Origin of the sequence: Marininema halotolerans (assembly GCF_900116235.1) — a bacterium.
In the GTDB taxonomy this organism is placed as follows: domain Bacteria; phylum Bacillota; class Bacilli; order Thermoactinomycetales; family DSM-45169; genus Marininema; species Marininema halotolerans.
Genome location: NZ_FPAA01000006.1, coordinates 138,258 through 159,143 on the forward strand (window position 1 = coordinate 138,258; position 20,886 = coordinate 159,143).

Here is a 20,886-nt window from a genome sequence, read left to right on the forward strand (position 1 = left end):
TTCTATGAGTCAGGCAACCATGACGCGGAATGCGATTCAGATCAAGGATCTTGATCTTTATTATGGGGAGAAACAGGCCCTTAAAAAGATAAATATGTCAATTGAAGAAAAAACGGTGGTTGCCTTAATCGGACCATCCGGTTGTGGGAAATCGACTTTTTTGCGGACGTTAAATCGCATGAATGACATGATTCCGGGTGTTCGCATCGATGGGACGATTACCATGCATGATGAAGATATCTATAACAAAGAGATTGATGTGGAAATGCTTCGCAAGGAAGTGGGGATGGTGTTTCAAGCGCCAAATCCGTTTCCAAAAAGTATTTATGATAACGTAGCGTATGGGCCTCGTGTACATGGGCAGAGGAATCGGAAGATACTGGATGAGATTGTTGAGCGAAGCCTACGTCAAGCGGCTCTGTGGGAAGAAGTGAAGGATCGCTTAAAAGATCGGGCGACGGGTTTATCCGGCGGACAACAGCAGCGGCTTTGTATCGCTCGAACCCTTGCAGTAGAGCCTGAAATTGTTTTGATGGATGAACCAACCTCAGCACTGGATCCAATTTCAACAGCGAAGATTGAAGAATTGATTCAAGAATTGAAACAAAAATATACCATCATCATTGTTACTCATAATATGCAACAAGCCGCTCGCATTTCAGATCGAACGGCATTTTTTCTCAATGGTGAGTTGGTGGAGGAGGATAAGACAGAGCGTCTGTTCTCCAATCCAAAAGATCAACGAACTGAAGATTATATTACGGGCCGTTTTGGTTAATGAAAGGAGAGAAATGCGATGATTCGACCCTTTGATACTTCGCTAAAAGAAGTAAAAGAGAGTCTTCTCACTATGGGCGAAAAGCTGGAGGTAGCGATAAATAAGGCAGTTAAATCCTTAGCAAATCTTGATGCTTCATTGGGTAGGGAAGTGATGCGCCACGATGCAGAGGTGGATAAAATTGAAGAAGAATTGGATATGAAAGTGGCGACCCTCATTGCAACCCAACAGCCTGTAGCAAAGGATTTGCGCAAGCTAATATCTGCCCTCAAAATCGCCTCTGACATGGAGCGAATGGCGGATCTGGCTGGAAACATTGCTGAAACAACGGTCAACTTGGTGGAAAATGATCAAAAACTCTTTAAAAAGCTTGAGAAAATCCCTGAAATGGCTCTCATTACACAGAAGATGGTTCATGACGGGATTAATAGTTATATCGATGGGAATGTCGAGTTAGCGAAAGAGATGGCACGGCGGGACGATGAAGTCGACCAAATGTATGAGGAAATTGTAAAGGAACTCCTTGAACGGATGATCCATGAGCAACAATTTACAGAGGTTTCCTTACGGCTTTGTTTTGTTGCTCGTTATCTGGAACGGATTGCTGATCATGCGACGAACATTGCTGAAGAAATTGTTTATATTGAAACAGGTAAAAGGGTCGATCTGAACTAGTTCGTTAGCAGTAAACCGTCTCGGAGAGGGACGGATTTTTTTATTGAATGGACCTATCACTTGTGATGGAGTCGTGTCGCTTTTTATATGTAGATGGCGTAATTGGCTGTTTTTTGTCAATGGATAGGGGTTGCCGTCAGACAATATTTATGTAAAATGAACAGGAGAGACCGGGAAATAGAGAGAGACTGGGAAACAGGGAGAGGTTTCATGAAACGAAGTTTTCTTGTCGGATTCCTTGCGGCTTGTCTGTTAGTAGGGACAATGCCTGCAGAGCACACCTTTGCAAATAGTAAGGTGGATTCAAAGAAATCTAAGTTAAAAGATGTGAAGAAGGAAAAAGAGAAGGCGAAGGAAGCCATTGAAGAGTTAAAGAAAGAGATTCAACCAAGTAAAGAAAAAGTGGAAGAGATTGAGAAAAAAATCTCGGAAACCAACAAAAAAATACATGAAGCTGAAAAAGAAAAAAAGAAAAATGAAGAGAAACTAAAATACTATGAGCATCTCTTTAAAGATCGCTTTAAGTTAATGTATCAACAAGGCGAAATGGCATCTATGCAGTCCTTGTTAGAGTCAAAAAACTTAGCTACCTTCTTGGAACGTTTTGAAACACTGCGGTTGATTTTGATGCGGGATCATGCCTTGTTTGATAAATATGACCAGATACGTAGGAAGCAAGAAGCACTGAAAGAGAAACACGAAGAGTTAGCTAAAGAACAGAAGAATGAGGCGGAAAAGGCACGGAAAATCTACGAAAAAGTACAAAAAGAGATGGAGAAAACCCGCGAGAAACTGTCCAAGCTGGATGATCAGGCGGATTCTATTCAATCGGAACTGGATCGCTTAACCATGGTTAGTGCCTCTCTTTATCCTTATAAATTTGCAGGTACAGCAGGGGTAGACCCTTGGGGTTTTTATAACCGTCAATGTACTTCGTTTGTCGCTTGGCGAATGAACCAGCATGGACTAAAGTTTACAAACTCCATGCGAGGGGGACATTTTGGAAATGCGGGACATTGGGATGAAAACGCACGAGCAATCGGGATGAAAGTAGATCAAGTGCCTCGAGTGGGTGCAATTGCTCAGTTTAATCCTGGAGTTAGTCGCGCAGGAAGTGTCGGTCATGTTGCCTATGTAACCGATGTGAATGGTTCTTCCGTTGTGATCGAAGAATACAACATGGAAACCTCACATGGCTATGGGAAGCGTGTCCTTCCCGCATCCGGGGTTAGCAACTATATTCATGTTCAGTAGAACCATCTTTCTCACACCGCCTTTTATGGCGGTTTCTTTTCTCTGAAGTAGGAAAAAGGTGTGTGGATAAGGAAATGATTATGAAGGGATTCTTTGAATGAGGTGATGGTGTGCGACAAGCGAAATTTGTGGTAACTGGATTACAAGGGGAAGAGAGTATTCAACACTTGCAAGAGGCCCTAGCGAGTATAGGAGTGGAAGGGCGGGTCGATCTAACCACAGGCAGTGTGGAAGTTGCTTTTGATGAGACGACGCTCTCCCTTGAAGAGATTAATCAAGTGATTGCAGGGCAAGGGTATGAAGTGATGTAATATGATTGTAAGCAATAGGGGGAAGGCGGATTTCCTGACCCCTATCTTCATAAAGGCTAAAGAAGTGGGATTCGCAAAGGTTGTTAGATAGAACGGATCCTGCCTCTTCAATTTGATTTCTTCGAATCGCTAAGTCCTTCCTGTTCACTTCTCACTTGCCCCCTTTTTCCTCATATAATTAATTGCAAAAAAATATAATTTTATTTATTGAGACGATGCATCCCTGAATAATATGATACAGAATACGTGGAAGCTTGTTTTATACCCTGAACATTTTTTGTTTTTTTAAAATAATTTAAACAAATCACCAACTTATTATGGTATGATAATTGCGAACAAGTGTTTTGCGAGTGTTTTTGTGGTGCATTTCTGGTGTTGGGTTTATCAACAACTATCCTTGTGGGTGAAAAGGAGTGTGGTTATGGTGAGCAAGGGATGGAAGGTAGTGGGCTGGATTGGCCTCATTTTGGTTGCGTTGCTTTTCTTACAATCCGGTGTGATGAAATTATTGGGAGTGGAGACGGCTGTTAAAGGCTTTCATAAATTAGGCTACCCTGACTGGTTCCGCCTCGTTATTGGGGCCCTTGAAGTCATTGGAGGGGCTGCCTTGTTGTTCCGTAAAGTTGCCCGTTATGGCGTTGCACTGTTAAGTGTGATTATGGTTGGAGCCATTGTCTCCATCCTGATGAAAGGCGATGCCATCCAAGCGATTATGCCTGGAGCCACACTCATCGCCCTGTTGGTGATCGGTAATTATAGAAAGCCTTTGAACCAAGCTGGACTTGATCACCCTTCCGAAAAACAAGTGATGTAGTCAACTAAAATAGTACAATCAATCTCCTTTCTGTATGGAGGTTTCGGTTGCGGGTGGTATACCCTCTTTGATGGGGTATACCACCCGTTTTTTCATCGTGATGTGTTTGTAATGGTGCTGTAGTGGAGTGGGGCGTGTCATCATGATAAAATGATAGTTAACGTCATTGAACGCACAAATGGATGAATACGGGTAAAGCCCGAGCTTACGGATGGAGGCTTCCATGGATAAATTAGTTTTAATTGATGGGAACAGTATTGCTTTTCGTGCATTTTATGCGCTGCCGTTGTTAACGAATCAACAAGGTACGTATACCAATGCCGCTTATGGTTTCACAATGATGTTGATGAAGGTATTGGAAGAAGAGAAACCCACCCATGTATTGGTTGCCTTTGATGCAGGACGGGTGACCTTTCGGCATTCCGATTACGAAGAGTATAAAGGGAAACGGGACAAGACTCCGAGTGAGCTTTCCGAACAATTTCCTTTGATCAAGAAGATCTTAGATACCATGGGGATTCGCCATCATGAGCTTGATGGATATGAAGCCGACGATATTATCGGGACGATGGCTTGTCAAGGTGATCAACAAAAAATGAAGACCACCATTGTTACAGGGGATAAGGATCTTCTCCAGTTGGTCACGGAGTACGTCACGGTTCTGATGACGAAAAAAGGCGTATCGGATGCCCAGCGTTATGATATTGCTGAAATCGATCAACGTTATGGATTAACACCCAAACAGATTATTGATTTGAAGGGGCTAATGGGAGATTCCTCTGATAATATCCCTGGAGTTCCAGGTGTAGGTGAAAAAACCGCACTTAAATTACTGCACGAATATGGTTCCGTGGAAGAAGTATTGGCCCATATTGATAAACTTCCCGGAAAAAAATTGAAGGAACGCGTCGCAGAACATCAGGAACAAGCAAAGATGAGTAAGCAGTTGGCGACAATTTTATGCGAGACTCCCCTCGATTTTGACCTTTCGGATCTTGAATATCATTCCTTTGATTCAGCAAAAGTGGCCCCGTTATTTAAACAATTGGAGTTTAAGACCCTTCTCCAGCGGATAAGTTCAGCGGATGAAGAGCTACCTGTTTCTACACAAGCGAAAGACCTAACCATTCATCATATTACCGAGGAGAATTTTGCTAAGTGGGATTCCTTATTTGATGAAGATCAGCTTTCTCTATTTGTAGAAATGAATCATCCAAATTATCACCGTGCCGAAGTATTGGCACTGGCTCTTTCCAGTGAAGAGAATCACCTTTATATTCCGATCTCAGTGGCTCAAAAATGGGAAGCCTTTAAGAATTGGCTAGCGGATCCGAAGAAAGAGAAGTGTGCTTACGATGGAAAAGGAGCCCATGTAGCGTTAAGACGATATGGACTATTGGCAACGGGGATCTCCTTTGATGTCATGTTGGCCTCTTATCTGATCAACCCTTCAGAATCAGGTCATGAGTTATCGGATATCGTTACGAGAAAGCTGGATGCTTCCTTGCCCGCAGATGAGGATGTATATGGGAAAGGAGCCAAACGGCGTCAGTTAGAGGGAGAGGAACTGGCTGTTCATCTTACTCGAAAAACCGAAGCCATGGTCAAGTTACAGTCCATCTTAGAAGAGGAGCTCGAAAATACAGGGCTTTCTTCGCTCTTTTTTCAGGTGGAATTGCCAGTTAGCCACGTACTCGCAGAAATGGAGTGGCAAGGGGTAAAGGTTGATAAAGAAGGGCTTCAAGAGCTTGGCAAAGAGTTGTCTTCTCGCTTGAAGGAGCTGACTTCCAATATCTTTGACCTGGCTGGCACGGAGTTTAATATTAACTCCCCAAAACAATTGGGGGAGATCCTCTTTGATCGATTGGGGCTACCCGTTTTGAAAAAAACGAAGACGGGATATTCCACGAGTGCGGATGTGTTGGAAAAGTTAGCACCCCAACATGAGATTGTAGAGGAAATCCTGCACTATCGACAGGTATCCAAGCTGATCTCCACCTATGTGGAAGGCTTGATGAAAGAGCGTTCTGAGGACGATGGGAAGATTCATACCCGTTTTCAACAGGCAATTGCCGCAACGGGTCGGCTCTCTAGTACGGATCCAAACCTACAAAACATCCCGATCCGTATGGAAGAGGGAAGAAGGATTCGTAAAGTCTTTATTCCTTCACAAGAAAATTGGCTACTGTTAGCAGCGGACTATTCCCAGATTGAGTTACGGGTACTGGCTCATTTGTCAGGGGATGAGAATTTGATCGAGGCTTTCCATTCCAATATGGACATTCATACAAAAACGGCGATGGATGTATTTGATGTAGAGGCTGATGATGTCACCCCTGAGATGCGTCGGCACGCCAAAGCGGTCAACTTTGGGATCGTATACGGAATCAGTGATTATGGCCTATCACAGAATCTCAACATCACGCGCAAGGAAGCCGGGGAATTTATCGAACGATATTTGGAGAGTTATCCAGGGGTGCGCAAGTATATGGATGATATTGTGAAGAAGGCGAAGCAGGATGGATATGTAACGACGATGCTGGATCGTCGTCGCTATCTTCCGGATATCAACTCTCCTAATTTTAATCGTCGTAGTTTTGCGGAGCGAACGGCAATGAATACACCCATTCAAGGGTCGGCAGCGGACATTATTAAAAAAGCGATGGTCGAGATGAAAAGTGCCTTGGATGAGGCTCATCTATCGGCGGTGATGCTTCTACAAGTCCATGATGAATTGATCTTTGAGGCTCCTGAAGAGGAATTGGAAAAATTGACAGAGGTTGTGCGTCGCGTCATGGAAGATGCGGTGGAATTAACAGTCCCGCTCAGAGTGGATGTGGATGCGGGAAAAACTTGGTATGATGCAAAATAAATGATGATTGGGAGAGAGAGAAGTGCCAGAGTTACCCGAGGTAGAGACCGTCAAAAAGACGTTACAAGCGTTAACTAAGGGTAAGACGATTGAAGAGGTGGTGGTGAGCTTGCCCCGGATTATTCAGGAGCCACCATCGCCTGCCCTTTTTCAAGCGATGCTAAAGGGCCAGACCATTCATGATGTCGGACGGCGGGGAAAATTTTTGCGATTTTTCTTAGATACCCACGTCTTAGTGTCCCATCTACGAATGGAAGGTCGATATTGTCTTGCTGAGAAAACCGATCCCATCGAAAAACATACACATGTTCGTTTTTCCTTTTCCGATGGAACGGAGCTACGTTATAAAGATGTGCGTCAATTTGGAACGATGCACCTATATCCAATGGGGGAAGATTTACACCTCCCCCCATTGGTAAAGTTGGGTCCTGAACCCCTTTCAGAAGATTTTACTCTGGATGGATTTCAACGCGCGTTAAGCGGGAGACGGACCAATGTGAAGGCGCTCTTGTTAAATCAGGCATTTTTGAGTGGGCTGGGCAATATCTATGTGGACGAGGCATTGTATACTGCTTCGATTCTTCCTGAGCGCCTTGTGGAGACATTAAGTATGGATGAGATACAACGCCTTTACACGAGTATTCGTACCGTTCTTGCCAATGCTGTTAAAGCGGGAGGTTCCTCGGTGCGATCCTATGTGGATGGCCATGGTGAGATGGGGATGTTTCAATTACAAATTAAGGTGTATGGAAGAAAGGGAGAAGCCTGTCATCAGTGTGGCAATCCCATTCAAAAGATCGTTCTCGCAGGGCGAGGCACTCATTTTTGTAAGACTTGTCAACGTTAACCTGAACAATTGGATCGGTCACATCAACATTTGCCCGGAAATAAGATAGGGTATTCAATTTCCTGTCGAATGGAGGGGTGGCTGGTGGGGGCCGTCTTTTTTCACCTATTGTTAGCCATGGCAGTTAGTTTAGATGGCTTTGGAGTGGGCATTACTTATGGTCTAAGGCGGATACGGATACCATGGATGTCCATTTTAATTATTGGATGTTGTTCAGGTGGAGTAGCAGGGCTATCGATGCAATTGGGGCGTTTCGGAGCCATGTGGATTCCTCCGCGAGTGACCTCGGTAGCTGGTGCTTTGATTTTAGTTGTGATGGGGTTATATACCTTAATGCAAGTAAAACATAGTCAACCATCACCATCTCAACAATTAAAGAAGGAATCGACCCTTGAACGTACTCATATCGTTTCCTTTGAACTACGAAGTTTGGGTCTTGTGATCCAAATTTTAAAATCGCCGATTACTGCCGACCGGGACGACTCGGGTGTGATTAATGCGAAAGAAGCCCTTTGGCTTGGGATTGCCCTTTCACTCGATGCATTTGGTGTTGGGTTAGGAGCAGCGTTGCTTGGGTTTTCACCTTGGACTGCGGCGGGCGCCATTGCTTTAATGAGTGTGCTCTTTTTAGCGGGGGGAATGATGATCGGTTTTCGTTTCCCAGGAAAAACGTTTTTCTCCGCGGGGGCGTATGTGCCAGGAATATTGTTAATTTTGATGGGAATCTTGCGGTTTTTCTAAGTGGAAGGATCCAATGGAGGGTGTCTATTGTGTCAATTGGATTAACGGGTGGCATTGCAACAGGAAAAAGTACCGTAGCAAAGATGATTGCGAGTCGTGGTGGACATATTATCGATGCAGATCAAGTGGCAAGGGAAGTAGTAGAGCCAGGTACTGAAGGGAGTAGAAGGGTTCGAGAGCGATTTGGTAATCATCTTTTTACTTCCTCAGGGGAATTAGATCGTTTGGCTCTGCGAAAAGTGATCTTTCATGACGAGCGGGCTCGTAAAGATTTAAACCAACTTCTCCATCCGCTCATTTTGCATCGGATGAAATCGATGCGGGACAAGATAGAAAGTAAGCCAGGGAGAATGGCTGTGCTTGATATTCCCCTACTCATTGAAGAAGGACTGGCTTCTCTGGTGGATCAAGTGATTGTGGTGGTTGTTCCTGAGTCGCTACAATTACAGCGGTTGGTCGCGCGGGAAGGAATTAGTGAAGAACAAGCCTTAAAGATGATACAAGCGCAAATGCCGATTGAAGAAAAAAAGAAATTCGCTGATGTGATTATTGATAACTCGGGAACAATGGCGGACACAGAAAGACAGGTTGATGTCTTATGGGAAACATGGGTGCGCGACAATGGATTCGTCCGGTAATTGATTCGCTACCTTCAAAAAAGAAGATGGGTATCGCTGTAATCATTCTGTTAGCATTCTTAGTCCTAGCAACGCCATTATTTAATCGCTGGATGTATCCGATCCGATATGAAGACGATATTTTAAATAGTGCCGAAACAACCGGGGCCGATCCCTTCTTAGTCATGGCAATTATTCGCGTTGAAAGTAAATTTGATCCCAAGGTGCGCTCGCGGGCAGGAGCACAGGGTTTGATGCAGCTGACGCCAGAAACGGTGGATTTGGTGGTGGATCGTGGAAAGTTTTCACCGGCTTTTAAGGATTATGTGCATGATCCAGCCATCAATATTCATATGGGTGCTTGGTATATTGCTGCCTTGACTCGAGAGTATAAAGGGAATGAAGTTGCGGCAATCGCAGCTTACAATGCAGGTCCTGGCAATGTTCACAAATGGATGAGGCAAGGGCGGTGGAATGGAACGCGAAAAGAAGTGAAAAGGATTCCCTTTGGTGAAACGCGTCATTATATTCAGCGGGTGTTCTACTATAAAGAAAAATACCGTGCCATTTATGCGCATCTTACAAAGAAACGCAATTTTTATACGCGTCCTGAGTAAACTTTTATTGAGACAATTTCAACATTTACATATTGCTTGGAGAACGATAAAAAAATCAGGGATACGGGTCTTCCCTGATTTTTTTTGTGGAAAGAAACCTTGTCAAGAGTAAGGCATTTCAACACAACACATTGCAATATGTGACATACTGTTTATAATAGGAGAGGAACTGGTATGGATCATATGATGATCAGGAAGGGGTATCTTATGTCGCTACGTATTGCAATTAATGGGTTTGGCCGCATCGGGCGGATGGTATTCAGAAAGGCGATCCAAGAACAGGATATAGAAGTGGTGGCAGTCAATGCTAGCTACCCCGCTGAAACCTTAGCGCATCTTGTTAAATATGATACGATCCATGGGATCGTTGATGATGAAATTAAAGCAGAAAATGGTCAATTAAATGTAAACGGTCACCTTGTTCAACTAATTTCCGAACGAGATCCAGCAAAACTTCCTTGGGCTGACCTTAATATTGATATCGTTGTTGAAGCCACAGGGAAATTTCGAGATCGTGAAGGAGCTGGGCTCCATTTGCAAGCCGGAGCACAAAAAGTAGTCATTACCGCTCCAGGTAAAAATGAAGATGTCATGATTGTCATGGGTGTGAATGAAAGCGCATACGATCATGAGAAGCATCATATTATCTCCAATGCCAGTTGTACAACAAACTGCCTTGCACCTTTAGTAAAGGTACTGCATGAAGAGTTTGGCATTGAACAGGGATTAATGACGACGGTCCACTCCTACACGAACGATCAGAAAAATTTGGACAACCCACATAAGGACCTTCGCCGTGCGCGGGCCTGTGCACAATCGATTATTCCCACCAAGACAGGTGCTGCCACTGCCATGGGTGAAGTGTTTCCGGAATTAGCTGGTAAACTAAACGGATTGTCCCTACGGGTACCGACTCCCAATGTCTCCGTGGTGGATCTGGTTGTTGATTTAAATACGATGGTGACTGCAGAAGAAGTTAATGGGGCTTTACAAAAAGCTGCAACAACCAACATGAAGGGGATTATCCAATACTGTGAAGATCCATTGGTATCCTCTGATTTTAATGGGAACACTCATTCTACTATTGTCGATGCTTTAACCACGATGGTAGTTGGGGAGCGTCAAGTGAAAGTGCTTGCTTGGTATGATAATGAGTGGGGTTATTCTTGTCGCGTGGTCGACCTTGTAAAAAAGGTAGGCGAACCTTTTTTAGTAGGTAAGGTCATGAAGGAGCAAATTCCTGTGTAATTTTAAGGGCTCCTTGGTGTCCACATGCACATAAAAAAACGAGTGGCAGCAGGGCTGCCACTCGTTTTTTTTTATAAAAAATAAACAAAAAATAAAAATAAAAACTACATTCATTTATTAAAAATTTAAAATTACATAAAATACCAAACAAGTCTTTAATGGAAAAATAATACCCTATTGGTGAGAACATGTGGTTGGACATCATCGTATTGATGATAAGAAAGTAGAAATCAATGCATCTCTTAAATGATTGTCAAACAAACCCCTTTCTAAAGGGGTTTGTTTGACAATGGGTGCCCCCTTGATGGCAACGATCCTATTCCCCTAACCACTCCCTTTCTGCATGGAAAGGAGATGAATTCATGGATCTAATGGGTAGACAACCTTTTGCTTTGTAGGGAAAAAGAGGGATTTTATTTAGTGAAAATTAACCTAAATATATAAAATTGACTACGGTTTTTTGAGAGGAGCCAGAATGACGGAAAATTATATTACGAAAAGTGACACTAAAATGAAGACCTGTTGCGAAATAAGTATATGGGGACACTTTTTAAGCAACCCGAGAAAAAGAAAAAGATGAGGTGGACAATTTGCGAAGAGGTTGGTTCGTAGTCTTAACAGCGATGGCGCTTTTATGGAGTTTAGTCGCTCCTGGAGTCGTTTCAGCTGATGGAGATCCTGTACTGAGTGTTACAACTGAACAAAAGGCGGATGAATTGGCAGTAAAGGCATCCGTGTCCGGTGAAAAGGTTGAAGAGGGGCATTATACATTTACTATTGGGGAAGACAAGAAAGAAAGCGAAAACGGAGAAGTTTCTTTTAAAGGACTATCCAACGGCAAGCATCAGTTGGATGTTACCTTTAAAGGCAAAGTCGATGGTCAGGAGAAAGAATTAGCTAACAAAGTTGATGTAGCTATTACGGCTACGACTGATGAACAACCAAAAGCGGATGAGCCGGCAGCTGGGAATGAAGATGGCACCAAAGCCGACGATAAAAAAGGCGATAAAAAAGACGGCGAAGATGCGACCAAGCCGGGTGATAAAAAGGATCAAGATGAAAAGAAACCCCAAGAAATGAGCCTTGGCTTCTACCCTGAGATTTACGATAATTATGTGGAAGTACAATCTGCAATTATTGATGGTGATTTTAATCTCATTGATGCAAAGCAGGTAAAGGGTACTTGGAAGATTAAATTTAAAGGACAAGCCGAAAGTGTCTACAAGGAAGTGACGGATTCCGGTTTAAGAGTAACGGAAGGTTTCATCGTGGAACATCCAGGTACACACGATGTACGTGTTTCCTTTAAAGGGAAAGTGGATGGTAAGAAAGTAAACTTGGCTGAAGTATTTACCTTTTCTTTCCCAAAGGCTTCGATAAAACTGAACTTTGATGGTAAGGATACATTGGGTGCACAATTAACCAATGCGAAAGAAGCAGAAGGTAGCTGGTTTGTTGTTGTTGAGTCAATGGATTCTGAAGATGTTTACTATGATTATGAGTCCGATGTAAAAAAGGGTCTTCGATTCTCTCATAAGTTGAAAGATCTAAAACCTGGAAAATATTGGGTTTGGGCGGGTTTTGAAGGCAGTGTGGACGGATATGATGGAGGACTGTTTAACAGTATTGAAATTACAATCAAGAAAGATGGTACCGTAACCGTTGACAATGACGGTGAGGGTGGAAAAACAGCTGGTGGAACGACAAGTGAAAAAATGGATAAGATTGTGAAGGACATCAAACAGGGTGGAAAGATGCCAAAAACCGCATCAGACTTACCGATGTTCACCTTGCTAGGTGGCGTGCTGTTAGCTGCAGGGCTACTGCTTTTGAAACGGAAACCTGCACAAGATTAAGCGCAAAATAATGGATGACAACGACCGCTACTGATGCGGTCGTTGTTTTTTTTTTTGAAATCATTTCGAAAAAGTGACACTAAAATGAAGACCTGTTGCGAAATAAGTATATGGGGACACTTTTTAAGCAACCCGAGAAAAAGAAAAAGATGAGGTGGACAATTTGCGAAGAGGTTGGTTCATGGTATTCACAGCGATGGCGCTTTTATGGAGTTTAGTCGCTCCTGGAGTTGCTTCTGCGGAGGAAACATCGATCCTTGGGATTACTTCTGTGCAAACCGCAGGTGAATTGGCAGTCAAAGCGTCTGTAATAGGTGAGACGATGGATGATGGACAGTATACCTTTACCATCGGAGATCTCAAGCAAGAAAGTAATAACGGAGAGGTTACCTTTAAAGGCCTGTCCAATGGGAAACATCAGTTAAACGTTACTTTTAAGGGCAAAATTGATGGAAAGGAGCAATATTTAGTACAAAATAAAGAAGTGAATATAACAAAAGCTACCGGTGAAGAAGAATCATTCACCAATGGTGAAGCCAAGGATCAAGAAGGTGGCAAGCCGGCTGATGACAGCGAGGAAGCGGAGGATCAGCAGGATATAAAACAAGCACAGGAGATGGGTCTTCGCTTCAATACCCAGACCTATACCCAAGGTGGAAAGTATTACGCTTATTTACAGTCGGATATTGTTGACGAAAAGGGCGATATTGATTATTCAAAGAAAGCAAAGGGTACATGGAAGATTCAATTTATAGGTAAAGGTGAAGCTGAAAGTATTCACCAGGAGAATGCTGGATTATCGGTAACGGAGAGTTTCTGGGTGAAAAAGCCAGGTACACACGATGTTCGTGTTTCCTTTAATGGTGAAGTCGATGGAAAGAAAACGAATTTAACTAAAGAGTTTACCTTCTCTTTCCCTATGTCTTCAGTAAAACTTAACATCGATAGCAAGCAGACCTTGAGTGCGGAATTGATCGATGCCAAAAAAGCAGAAGGTAAATGGTACGTTGATGTAGAGACAAGGAATAATGGTTTCGATGATGACGGTGACGATTATTATCATTACACGACCCAAGTCCAGAAAGGTCTTCGATTTTCCCATCAATTAAATCTAAAACCAGGAAAGTATCTTGTGCAAGTTAGATTCGATGGGAATGTAGATGGATATGATGGAGAGAATCTAGAGTGGGAAGATCAACAATTACTTACCGTTGAGAAAGACGGTACAGTTACCCTATATCATAACGATCAGGGTGGAAAGTCCACCGATGAGCATCCCCCTAGCAAAATGGATCAGAATGTGAAAAAGATTGAACAAGGTGGAAAAATGCCGAATACAGCATCCAGCTTGCCGATGTATATCTTGCTAAGTGGTTTGCTTGTCGCTTCTGGTCTTTTGTTTTTAAAGCGGAGGCCTTCATAAGGGTAAGTGCATGAAATAATGGAAAACAACCATCCGCTGTTCTTAGACAGCGGATGGTTGTTTTCCTGGAGACAATTTCCTATCTTTCGGACATAGGGAGAACAAATGTGTTATATTTAGGAGACAATTAACGAGGATCCGGAAGGAAGTACAATGCAGGAGGAATGAAGGATGAAGTGCCCGTTTTGTTATTCCATGGGGAGCCGTGTGTTAGATTCGCGTCCTGCTCATGAAGGGAAATCCATTCGCCGTCGAAGACAATGCGAAGGTTGTGAACGACGATTTACCACCTTTGAAATGGTAGAGGAGAAGCCATTAATTGTCATTAAAAAAGATGGTAGTCGTGAAGAGTTCAAACGAGAAAAATTGCTACGGGGATTAATTCGGGCATGTGAGAAACGATCCGTTCCGATGGAACGGTTAGAAAAGTTGGTGGATGAGGTACAGCGTTCTTTACAAGAGCGTAATGAGTCAGAAGTGCCTACCCGTGAGATTGGGAGTATGGTGATGGAACGGTTACTTGATGTGGATGAAGTTGCGTACATTCGTTTTGTTTCTGTATATCGGCAATTTCAAGATATCAATATGTTTGTGAAAGAACTGGAAGAACTGTTGAATCGGTCCTGATTGTCGATATCCAGTGATTTCATCCCTTGTATGGGTCATTCCATGATCTTATGGGGAAATTCAGGGTTTGTCCATCAAGGCCACTCTTGGTACAATGGGAATCCAACTTTCGACCGGAGTGGGGGCATGATGATGTCAATGACTTGGAGAGATTGTACACCGCAGGATGGCTGGAGTGTTCGAAGTTGCCGTCCGCTTTCAATTGCCGATATGATCGCATTGACACGCCTCTATCAACCCATTATTGGTACGCAGGCGACTAGTTTATATACAACCTATTATTGTTACTTACCACTTCATCAGGCTGGCACTTCCCGGCTGATGAATCATCTTGATCTGATGAAGGGACTCAGCCTCTCATTGGAAGAAGTCGTCGAGGCACGCTATCTATTAGAAGGGGTGGGTCTACTCAATACCTACCGTTACACTGAAAATGGTAAGCGTGTCTTAAAATATGAACTGATCCCTCCTTTAACCCCCCTGCGTTTTTTTCAAAGTGATGTCTTAAGCGTAGCGTTATACAATCGAATTGGAAAAGAAGGTTTTCAATTATTACGGAACGATTTATTATCGCCTTCGTTAAACAACGATAAGCAGGGGGTCGAGGTAACCAAATCCTTTGGTGAAGTCTTTGGCTCCCTATCCCCTACAGAGATTGCATCTGCGACAGAACTGAATCAAGAACACGCCTTCTTACGTCCTGCAGAAGAGCAGGAAAGTATCGAGGGTCGCCGTCCCGCCTTTAATCGAGAAGAAGATGACTTGACGATGGTGCGATCGCGATTAGCGGATCGTTTGGATGATGGGGCTTGGACGGTAGCTGTCGAAAACTGCCTGAGGGAGATTCGTTTTTTATATCAACTCGATGATTGGGATCTCATTAAAGCTTTACAAAACCCTTATGTGACCCAAGGGGGACGGATTGATATCCCGCGTTTTCGCTCTTTTGTACGAAGTCAATATCGGATGCGGTTTGGGAGTGCCCCTGTCGTTATCGGGCGCAAACAATTGTCTTCGATGACCGTCGAGCAACCTGAACCTCCTGGATCGGTACCTTTGCCACAAGAAAAAGAAGAGACGACAAAAAAAGAGCAAAAAGCTTCGGGACAGACTGAGGAGGAGGAACGTCATTTTCGTGCCTTGAATCAATTGTCACCGATTAAGCTATTGTCCCATTTCCAGAAGGGCAAGCAAATCCCTCGATCGGATCTGGAGTTGGTGGAAGACCTGGCAAGTCAATATGGATTAACAAATGGCGTGATCAATGTTCTTTTGGAATATGTTCTTTATACTTATGACTATAAACTTCCTCGACCGTTGGTGGAAAAGATCGCAGGTCATTGGCAACGAAAAAATATCGATACCGTAGAAGATGCCCGAGAAATGGTGCGTAAGGAGCTAAACTGGGAGTGGAACAAGCGAAATAACGGAGAAAATAAACGCCGTCAGGGCACGACTAGCCCTTGGAAGAAAAGGCGGATGGCCGAAGAAAAACTGCCTAAGGCAATCGCTCGCTCTCAGAAACAAAAACAAACGTCCTCTTCCTCAGCACAAGTGTGGGAAGTCGATCCGGAAGCGGCGGCTCAATTGCAAGCGGAGATTGAAAAAATGGAGCAAAGTTTTGCTGAAAGGGATAAGCAGAAGGGGAATGCATAATGGAACGGATCGGTAAAGTCGTCTCTCCTATTCGAGAAAAACTAAATCGCCGGGCAAACCCAGAACAGCAACTGCAAAAGCTCTTTGCGGCAAGAGAAGTACGAGCTTTTCAGATGGAACATCCAGAGGTGCCTGACGCGGTGTATCGCCGCTCAATGGGTGCACTGCATCAGCTGGTTAACGAACGGGGGCATTGTGATCAATGCCCGGGGCTTGATCAATGTCCGAACTTGATGCAAGGCCATCAACCTGAGTTAGCGCTTTATGGTGGTTATCTTGAACTTCGTTTAACGCCCTGTGCAAAATTAGTAGCCAAGGAAAAAGAGAAGGATCGAAAACGGTTGATTAAAAGCCATCATATCCCAACGGATATTTTGACGGCTACTTTCTCATCCATTACGCCTCACAAAACCCGAATTCCAGCGATTAGTGCGGCGATCAAGTTTTGTCGCCAATTTGCTGAAAAACAACCCGAGCGTGGGCTTTACTTATACGGTACCTTTGGCGTAGGGAAAAGTCGGATTGCAGGGGCGATGGCGCAGGAATTAGTCAATCATGATGTGGATTCCCTCATGGTTTATGTTCCCGACTTTTTAAGGGAAATTAAAGAATCCATCCGCGATGGCATGATCCAAGAAAAATTGGACGCCTTAAAAAAGGCGACGGTGCTTATCATGGACGATCTTGGTGCTGAAACCCTAACGCCTTGGACACGTGATGAGATTATTGGCGCCGTCTTGCAATATCGAATGACGGAAAAACTACCGACAGTGATTACTTCCAACTTGGATTTAGATGAATTGGAGGATCACTTTGCCTATTCCGATAAAGGTGGAGCAGAACGAATGAAGGCAAAGCGATTGATGGAGCGGATTCGGCCATGTATGGATGCGTACTGTGTAGAAGGACCTAATTGGCGAGAACAGGGATAAATAAAGAAAAAGAATAAAAAAAGTAAATAACCGCTTGCATTCATGATAAAAGCCATGCTATAATCGATTTTGTCGCCAAGAAAATAAAAGGTTCGGTAGCTCAGTCGGTAGAGCAGAGGACTGAAAATCCTCGTGTCGGCGGTTCGATTCCGTCCCGAACCACCATTATATTATGGTATGCGGATGTGGCTCAGGGGTAGAGCATCGCCTTGCCAAGGCGAGGGTCGTGGGTTCGAATCCCATCGTCCGCTCCATAATTGCCTAAGCCGGGGTGGCGGAATGGCAGACGCACGGGACTTAAAATCCCGGGGTGGGTTCCCACCGTGTCGGTTCGAGTCCGACCCTCGGTACCAACGTAAAAAAAGATCGCCTCATGATAGAGGTGATCTTTTTTGTTGTATGTGAAATCCCCAATAACCCTTACACCATAAAGCTTCCATGAATGATGTGTGATGGAGAGGTTGAAACAGCGTGGAGAGTTCGTAAAATAGGAAACCGGGGTTATTTTCTTTGGTAGAGTAAAGTATACCTATATTAATTTGAATAATCAGAAAATAAAAAGGAGGCGGATTTCGATGAGATTGCTAGAGCGAAATGACGGGGTGGGTGAAGCTTTATGAAAAAAATCGTGTTGACGGGGATGCTGTTGATGTCGATGCTGTTGATTTCTCCAATTGTGAGTGCAAATAATTCATCGGAGGACCTGCGCATCCTTACTCACAATGTGTATTTTCTTCCTCGCATTGTATCGAATGAAGGGCAAATGTCACGGGCGCGTTTAATTGCGAAGGCAGACTATGTAAAGGAAAATGATGTGGTTATTTTTCAAGAACTGTTTGATGATGGTGCTGCAGATCTTTTGTTGAAAAAATTAAAAGAGGACTATCCTTATCAAACGCCAGTCATCGGTGAGAGTAAAAAGGGTTGGGATAAAAGCATGGGAAGTTCTATGTGGTTTAATCTAACCAATGGCGGTGTGGCCATCTTAAGTAAATGGCCAATCGAGAAGAAAATTCAGTACATTTATAAACGGGAGTCGAAGGAAGATCAGTATGCAGGAAAAGGGTTTGCCTATGTCACCATCAATAAAAACGGAGAAAAGATCCATATCATGGGTACACATTTACAATCGGGTGCAAAAAAGAAGGAATTGAATATTAAGCAATCACAACTACGTGAAATCAGAGATTTTATTGAGGAGCGTAAAATTCCGCGGAGTGAAAAGGTATTCATTGGAGGGGATTTTAACATTCAGCCCGAGAAACGTCCAGAAGAATACGCCAATACGTTGGCAACCTTAAATGTGATGGAACCCATTCATACCGAGGATCAGCGCCTCGACTTTATCTTTGCTGTACAGGGATATGGGCAAGCAAGAAATTGGACAAACAAAACCCTCTATTTAACTTCACCGACGTGGAAGGTCTTTGATTTGGGAAAAATAAAAACGGTGGATCATCAATGGTATTCCGATCATGACCCCGTCATCGGATATAGCAACTAGATGAAAAGAGGTTGAGTCGTAAAAAGGTTCGATAAACCAACACAACTGTTATGAAAAGAGGGCTCTCTAGAAACCATGGTAACAGAAAGGTTACCTCACGATTTCTAGAGAGTTTTATTTTGTGAGAAAATAATTTTGGAATAAGGAGGATCGATGGGGATCGAAATATAGTGTAAAATAAATAAAGATCCATTTGATTGAAATAGGAGTATGTTAAATCGGGACGGGCGGTGGATACGTTAAGTATCGACCCTTTCTTAACGTTAGAGACCAAACGTATGTTGGTATGTCGGGGGAGGAGTGAAGATTGTGACAGGGAATACGCATTTATCGTTAGGCGTTGCTGCTGGGGCATTTACCGTTGCTGCACAAGGATTAGCCACGGATGTAGGTGCCTGTGTGACTGCGGTGGTGGTGGCATCGATTGGTTCCATCTTGCCGGATATTGATGAAGATGGGAGTACCCTCAATAACTTATTGTTTCGTTCGATTAAATATCGGTCGATTGCCTTAGCCATTCTAGGTGCTGCTGCGGTATTGTTAGGAATTCTTAAGGGATTGGCTTTATGGGTTGTATTGGCTGGGATGTACGCTATGGCCGTTGCGTTTATTCCCCATCGTAGTTTTACGCATTCATTACTTTCCTTATTATTAGTCTCAGGGATTACTTATATGGCAGAGCCCTCCTATATGTGGCCATTGGCAGCGGGTTATTTATCCCATCTCTTAGCAGATGGGATCACAGCCGGAGGCATTCCATTGTTTTGGCCATGGAAGAAGCGGATGGGGACAAAAAATATCGGTTTTAGTATTCGAAGTGGGGACATTGTAGACAAGGTAACTGGGAAAGTTGCGATGTATGGGGGATCGATTATCCTCTTATATTTGCTGTTTTCAGGAGCATCCTATGACCCTTTACTCGAAGCATTACGTGATCCGGTGGGTGCCTTCCGTTATATGTTTCGTAGTTGAAAAGAACAACCTTCACATGATTAGCTAATGACTTGTGTCCTGACGTATACAGAGTTGCTCCTGCCCATATACTAATCGTAAATGGACAAAGGAGCCGATCGATTGATGGGGGCTTATCAAATATCCGTACCCGGCCATGCGACCTCTCAGGAGGTATTATGCATGCGTGAGCTACTGACAGATCAACAGGACAATTTAGAGCGATCCGGTCTCAACTTCGAAATCGAGGAAGAACGGCAAGGGGATCGGACCATATTTACCTGCCAGAATCGTAAACGAGGCAAATATCGTGAATATGGATTGCGTCAACAAATCGGTCAGGCTGTAGCAGACTACCTGATCGCTGTGGATGAACCTGCATTTATTCGATACATTATCGCCAAAGAATTTTGTTATCGTGATCCACAGGAGTCCAGTCAGATAGAAAGTTATGCACTTCATCTCCTAGGGGATACAGAGGATGAAGTGGAAGACGAGCATAGTTACTTACCCCGTAAGGAAAAAATGGCTCGTCAGGTGTCTCACTATCTCATGCATTCACGATTTTTGGCGGTGGATGGTTACTTTCACTTCCGCATGAAACGGTATAAAAAAGTGCTGATCCAATTGGTTGAACATGCGATTGATGAATATTTACTTGATCAAGAGTATCAAGAGTTTATCAATTTATTACGCCATTTTGTTGCTTCACAACCATCCAAGGTGCCGCTTATTCATGTTGTGCACGGGGGTGGCAAACGACGCTTTCATCTTCTTACGGGAGAAGGAAAGCCCCTCGCATTAAATGAAATGGATGGCGTTGTCGAAGAGTTAATGGCGGATACGCTCTCCCAAGAAGATATGATTGTCAGTACGTTGTTGACGGCGGCTCCGGAACAAGTGGTTCTCCATAGTCTCAATCCAGAGGAAAATGTCATTCGAACCTTACTCCAAATATTCTCGGGTCGTATCACCCTTTGTGAAGGGTGTTCCGATTGCCAGTGGCATTTTAATATTGAAGAAGACGGTTGACTCCGATGGTGGGTGGTGATATGATACATACACATTTTGGTGCATGGCATGACGATGACGAGGCCAATGTGTTTCATATCATGGTATTAAGAGAGTGAAGGTCACCGGCTGAAAGCCTTCTAACCCACTGA

Annotated in this window: 19 protein-coding genes and 3 tRNA genes; all 22 read left to right on the top strand. The window is 43.6% G+C overall.

The genetic code is table 11. The features are described from left to right. The first annotated feature begins 4 nt into the window (after nt 1-4). The 22 genes from pstB to ytxC all read left to right on the top strand — a co-directional run bounded on the left by pstB (nt 5) and on the right by ytxC (nt 20,755). Complete coding sequence (gene pstB / locus CHX35_RS09520; RefSeq protein WP_091836931.1) at nt 5-778, top strand: phosphate ABC transporter ATP-binding protein PstB; 774 nt, start codon at nt 5-7, stop codon at nt 776-778. Nucleotides 779-796: 18 nt separating this feature from the next. Beyond that, on the top strand, nt 797-1,453 hold the full coding sequence (gene phoU, locus CHX35_RS09525; RefSeq protein WP_091836933.1) for a phosphate signaling complex protein PhoU: 657 nt from the start codon (nt 797-799) through the stop codon (nt 1,451-1,453). A 210-nt stretch (nt 1,454-1,663) separates the two neighbouring features. Beyond that, complete coding sequence (locus CHX35_RS09530) at nt 1,664-2,707, top strand: CHAP domain-containing protein (RefSeq protein WP_140413588.1); 1,044 nt, start codon at nt 1,664-1,666, stop codon at nt 2,705-2,707. Between the two features lie 110 nt (nt 2,708-2,817). Next, the gene (locus CHX35_RS09535) at nt 2,818-3,018 is read left to right on the top strand and encodes a heavy-metal-associated domain-containing protein (RefSeq protein WP_091836936.1); all 201 of its coding nucleotides are present in this window, start codon (nt 2,818-2,820) and stop codon (nt 3,016-3,018) included. Nucleotides 3,019-3,439: 421 nt separating this feature from the next. Then, the gene (locus CHX35_RS09540; protein ID WP_245838725.1) at nt 3,440-3,832 is read left to right on the top strand and encodes a DoxX family protein; all 393 of its coding nucleotides are present in this window, start codon (nt 3,440-3,442) and stop codon (nt 3,830-3,832) included. 223 nt (nt 3,833-4,055) lie between these two features. Further along, nucleotides 4,056-6,704 carry a DNA polymerase I gene (gene polA, locus CHX35_RS09545; protein WP_091836938.1) on the top strand — a complete coding sequence of 883 codons (2,649 nt, stop codon included), beginning with the start codon at nt 4,056-4,058 and terminating at the stop codon, nt 6,702-6,704. A 22-nt stretch (nt 6,705-6,726) separates the two neighbouring features. Then, nucleotides 6,727-7,551, top strand: a complete 825-nt coding sequence (gene mutM, locus CHX35_RS09550; protein WP_091836940.1) for a DNA-formamidopyrimidine glycosylase — start codon at nt 6,727-6,729, stop codon at nt 7,549-7,551. A gap of 84 nt (nt 7,552-7,635) precedes the next feature. Beyond that, nucleotides 7,636-8,292 (top strand): sporulation membrane protein YtaF, encoded by a 657-nt coding sequence (gene ytaF / locus CHX35_RS09555; RefSeq protein WP_245838728.1) that lies wholly within the window; start codon nt 7,636-7,638, stop codon nt 8,290-8,292. Nucleotides 8,293-8,321: 29 nt separating this feature from the next. Next, nucleotides 8,322-8,930, top strand: coding sequence for a dephospho-CoA kinase (gene coaE, locus CHX35_RS09560; RefSeq protein WP_091836943.1), 609 nt, complete (start codon nt 8,322-8,324; stop codon nt 8,928-8,930). Next, a complete protein-coding gene (locus tag CHX35_RS09565; protein WP_091836944.1) occupies nt 8,891-9,526 on the top strand; it encodes a lytic transglycosylase domain-containing protein in 636 nt (211 codons plus the stop codon). Before coaE ends, CHX35_RS09565 begins: the two co-directional genes overlap by 40 nt. 207 nt (nt 9,527-9,733) lie before the next feature. After that, complete coding sequence (locus CHX35_RS09570; RefSeq protein ID WP_091837089.1) at nt 9,734-10,774, top strand: glyceraldehyde-3-phosphate dehydrogenase; 1,041 nt, start codon at nt 9,734-9,736, stop codon at nt 10,772-10,774. Between the two features lie 590 nt (nt 10,775-11,364). Then, nucleotides 11,365-12,630 (top strand): LPXTG cell wall anchor domain-containing protein, encoded by a 1,266-nt coding sequence (locus tag CHX35_RS09575; RefSeq protein WP_091836946.1) that lies wholly within the window; start codon nt 11,365-11,367, stop codon nt 12,628-12,630. 181 nt (nt 12,631-12,811) lie between these two features. After that, nucleotides 12,812-14,053: a hypothetical protein gene (locus CHX35_RS09580; protein WP_091836948.1), complete on the top strand. Its 1,242-nt coding sequence runs from the start codon at nt 12,812-12,814 to the stop codon at nt 14,051-14,053. A 171-nt stretch (nt 14,054-14,224) separates the two neighbouring features. After that, entirely contained in the window at nt 14,225-14,680 is a 456-nt protein-coding gene (nrdR, locus tag CHX35_RS09585; RefSeq protein WP_091836949.1) for a transcriptional regulator NrdR, read from the top strand. 132 nt (nt 14,681-14,812) lie between these two features. Next, nucleotides 14,813-16,336, top strand: coding sequence for a replication initiation and membrane attachment family protein (locus CHX35_RS09590; RefSeq protein WP_176392005.1), 1,524 nt, complete (start codon nt 14,813-14,815; stop codon nt 16,334-16,336). Beyond that, a complete protein-coding gene (gene dnaI / locus CHX35_RS09595; RefSeq protein ID WP_091836952.1) occupies nt 16,336-17,268 on the top strand; it encodes a primosomal protein DnaI in 933 nt (310 codons plus the stop codon). The genes CHX35_RS09590 and dnaI overlap by 1 nt, the downstream gene beginning before the upstream one ends. Before the next feature lie 89 nt (nt 17,269-17,357). After that, a tRNA-Phe gene (locus CHX35_RS09600) sits at nt 17,358-17,433 on the top strand. Nucleotides 17,434-17,447: 14 nt separating this feature from the next. Next, nucleotides 17,448-17,522 (top strand) — tRNA-Gly (locus CHX35_RS09605). 11 nt (nt 17,523-17,533) lie between these two features. Next, nucleotides 17,534-17,621: transfer RNA gene (locus CHX35_RS09610), tRNA-Leu, on the top strand. A gap of 263 nt (nt 17,622-17,884) precedes the next feature. Next, nucleotides 17,885-18,772: a sphingomyelin phosphodiesterase gene (gene sph / locus CHX35_RS09615; protein WP_091836955.1), complete on the top strand. Its 888-nt coding sequence runs from the start codon at nt 17,885-17,887 to the stop codon at nt 18,770-18,772. Between the two features lie 309 nt (nt 18,773-19,081). Beyond that, a complete protein-coding gene (locus CHX35_RS09620) occupies nt 19,082-19,744 on the top strand; it encodes a metal-dependent hydrolase (RefSeq protein ID WP_176392006.1) in 663 nt (220 codons plus the stop codon). A 162-nt stretch (nt 19,745-19,906) separates the two neighbouring features. Further along, the gene (gene ytxC, locus CHX35_RS09625) at nt 19,907-20,755 is read left to right on the top strand and encodes a putative sporulation protein YtxC (RefSeq protein ID WP_176392007.1); all 849 of its coding nucleotides are present in this window, start codon (nt 19,907-19,909) and stop codon (nt 20,753-20,755) included. Nucleotides 20,756-20,886 lie beyond the last annotated feature (131 nt).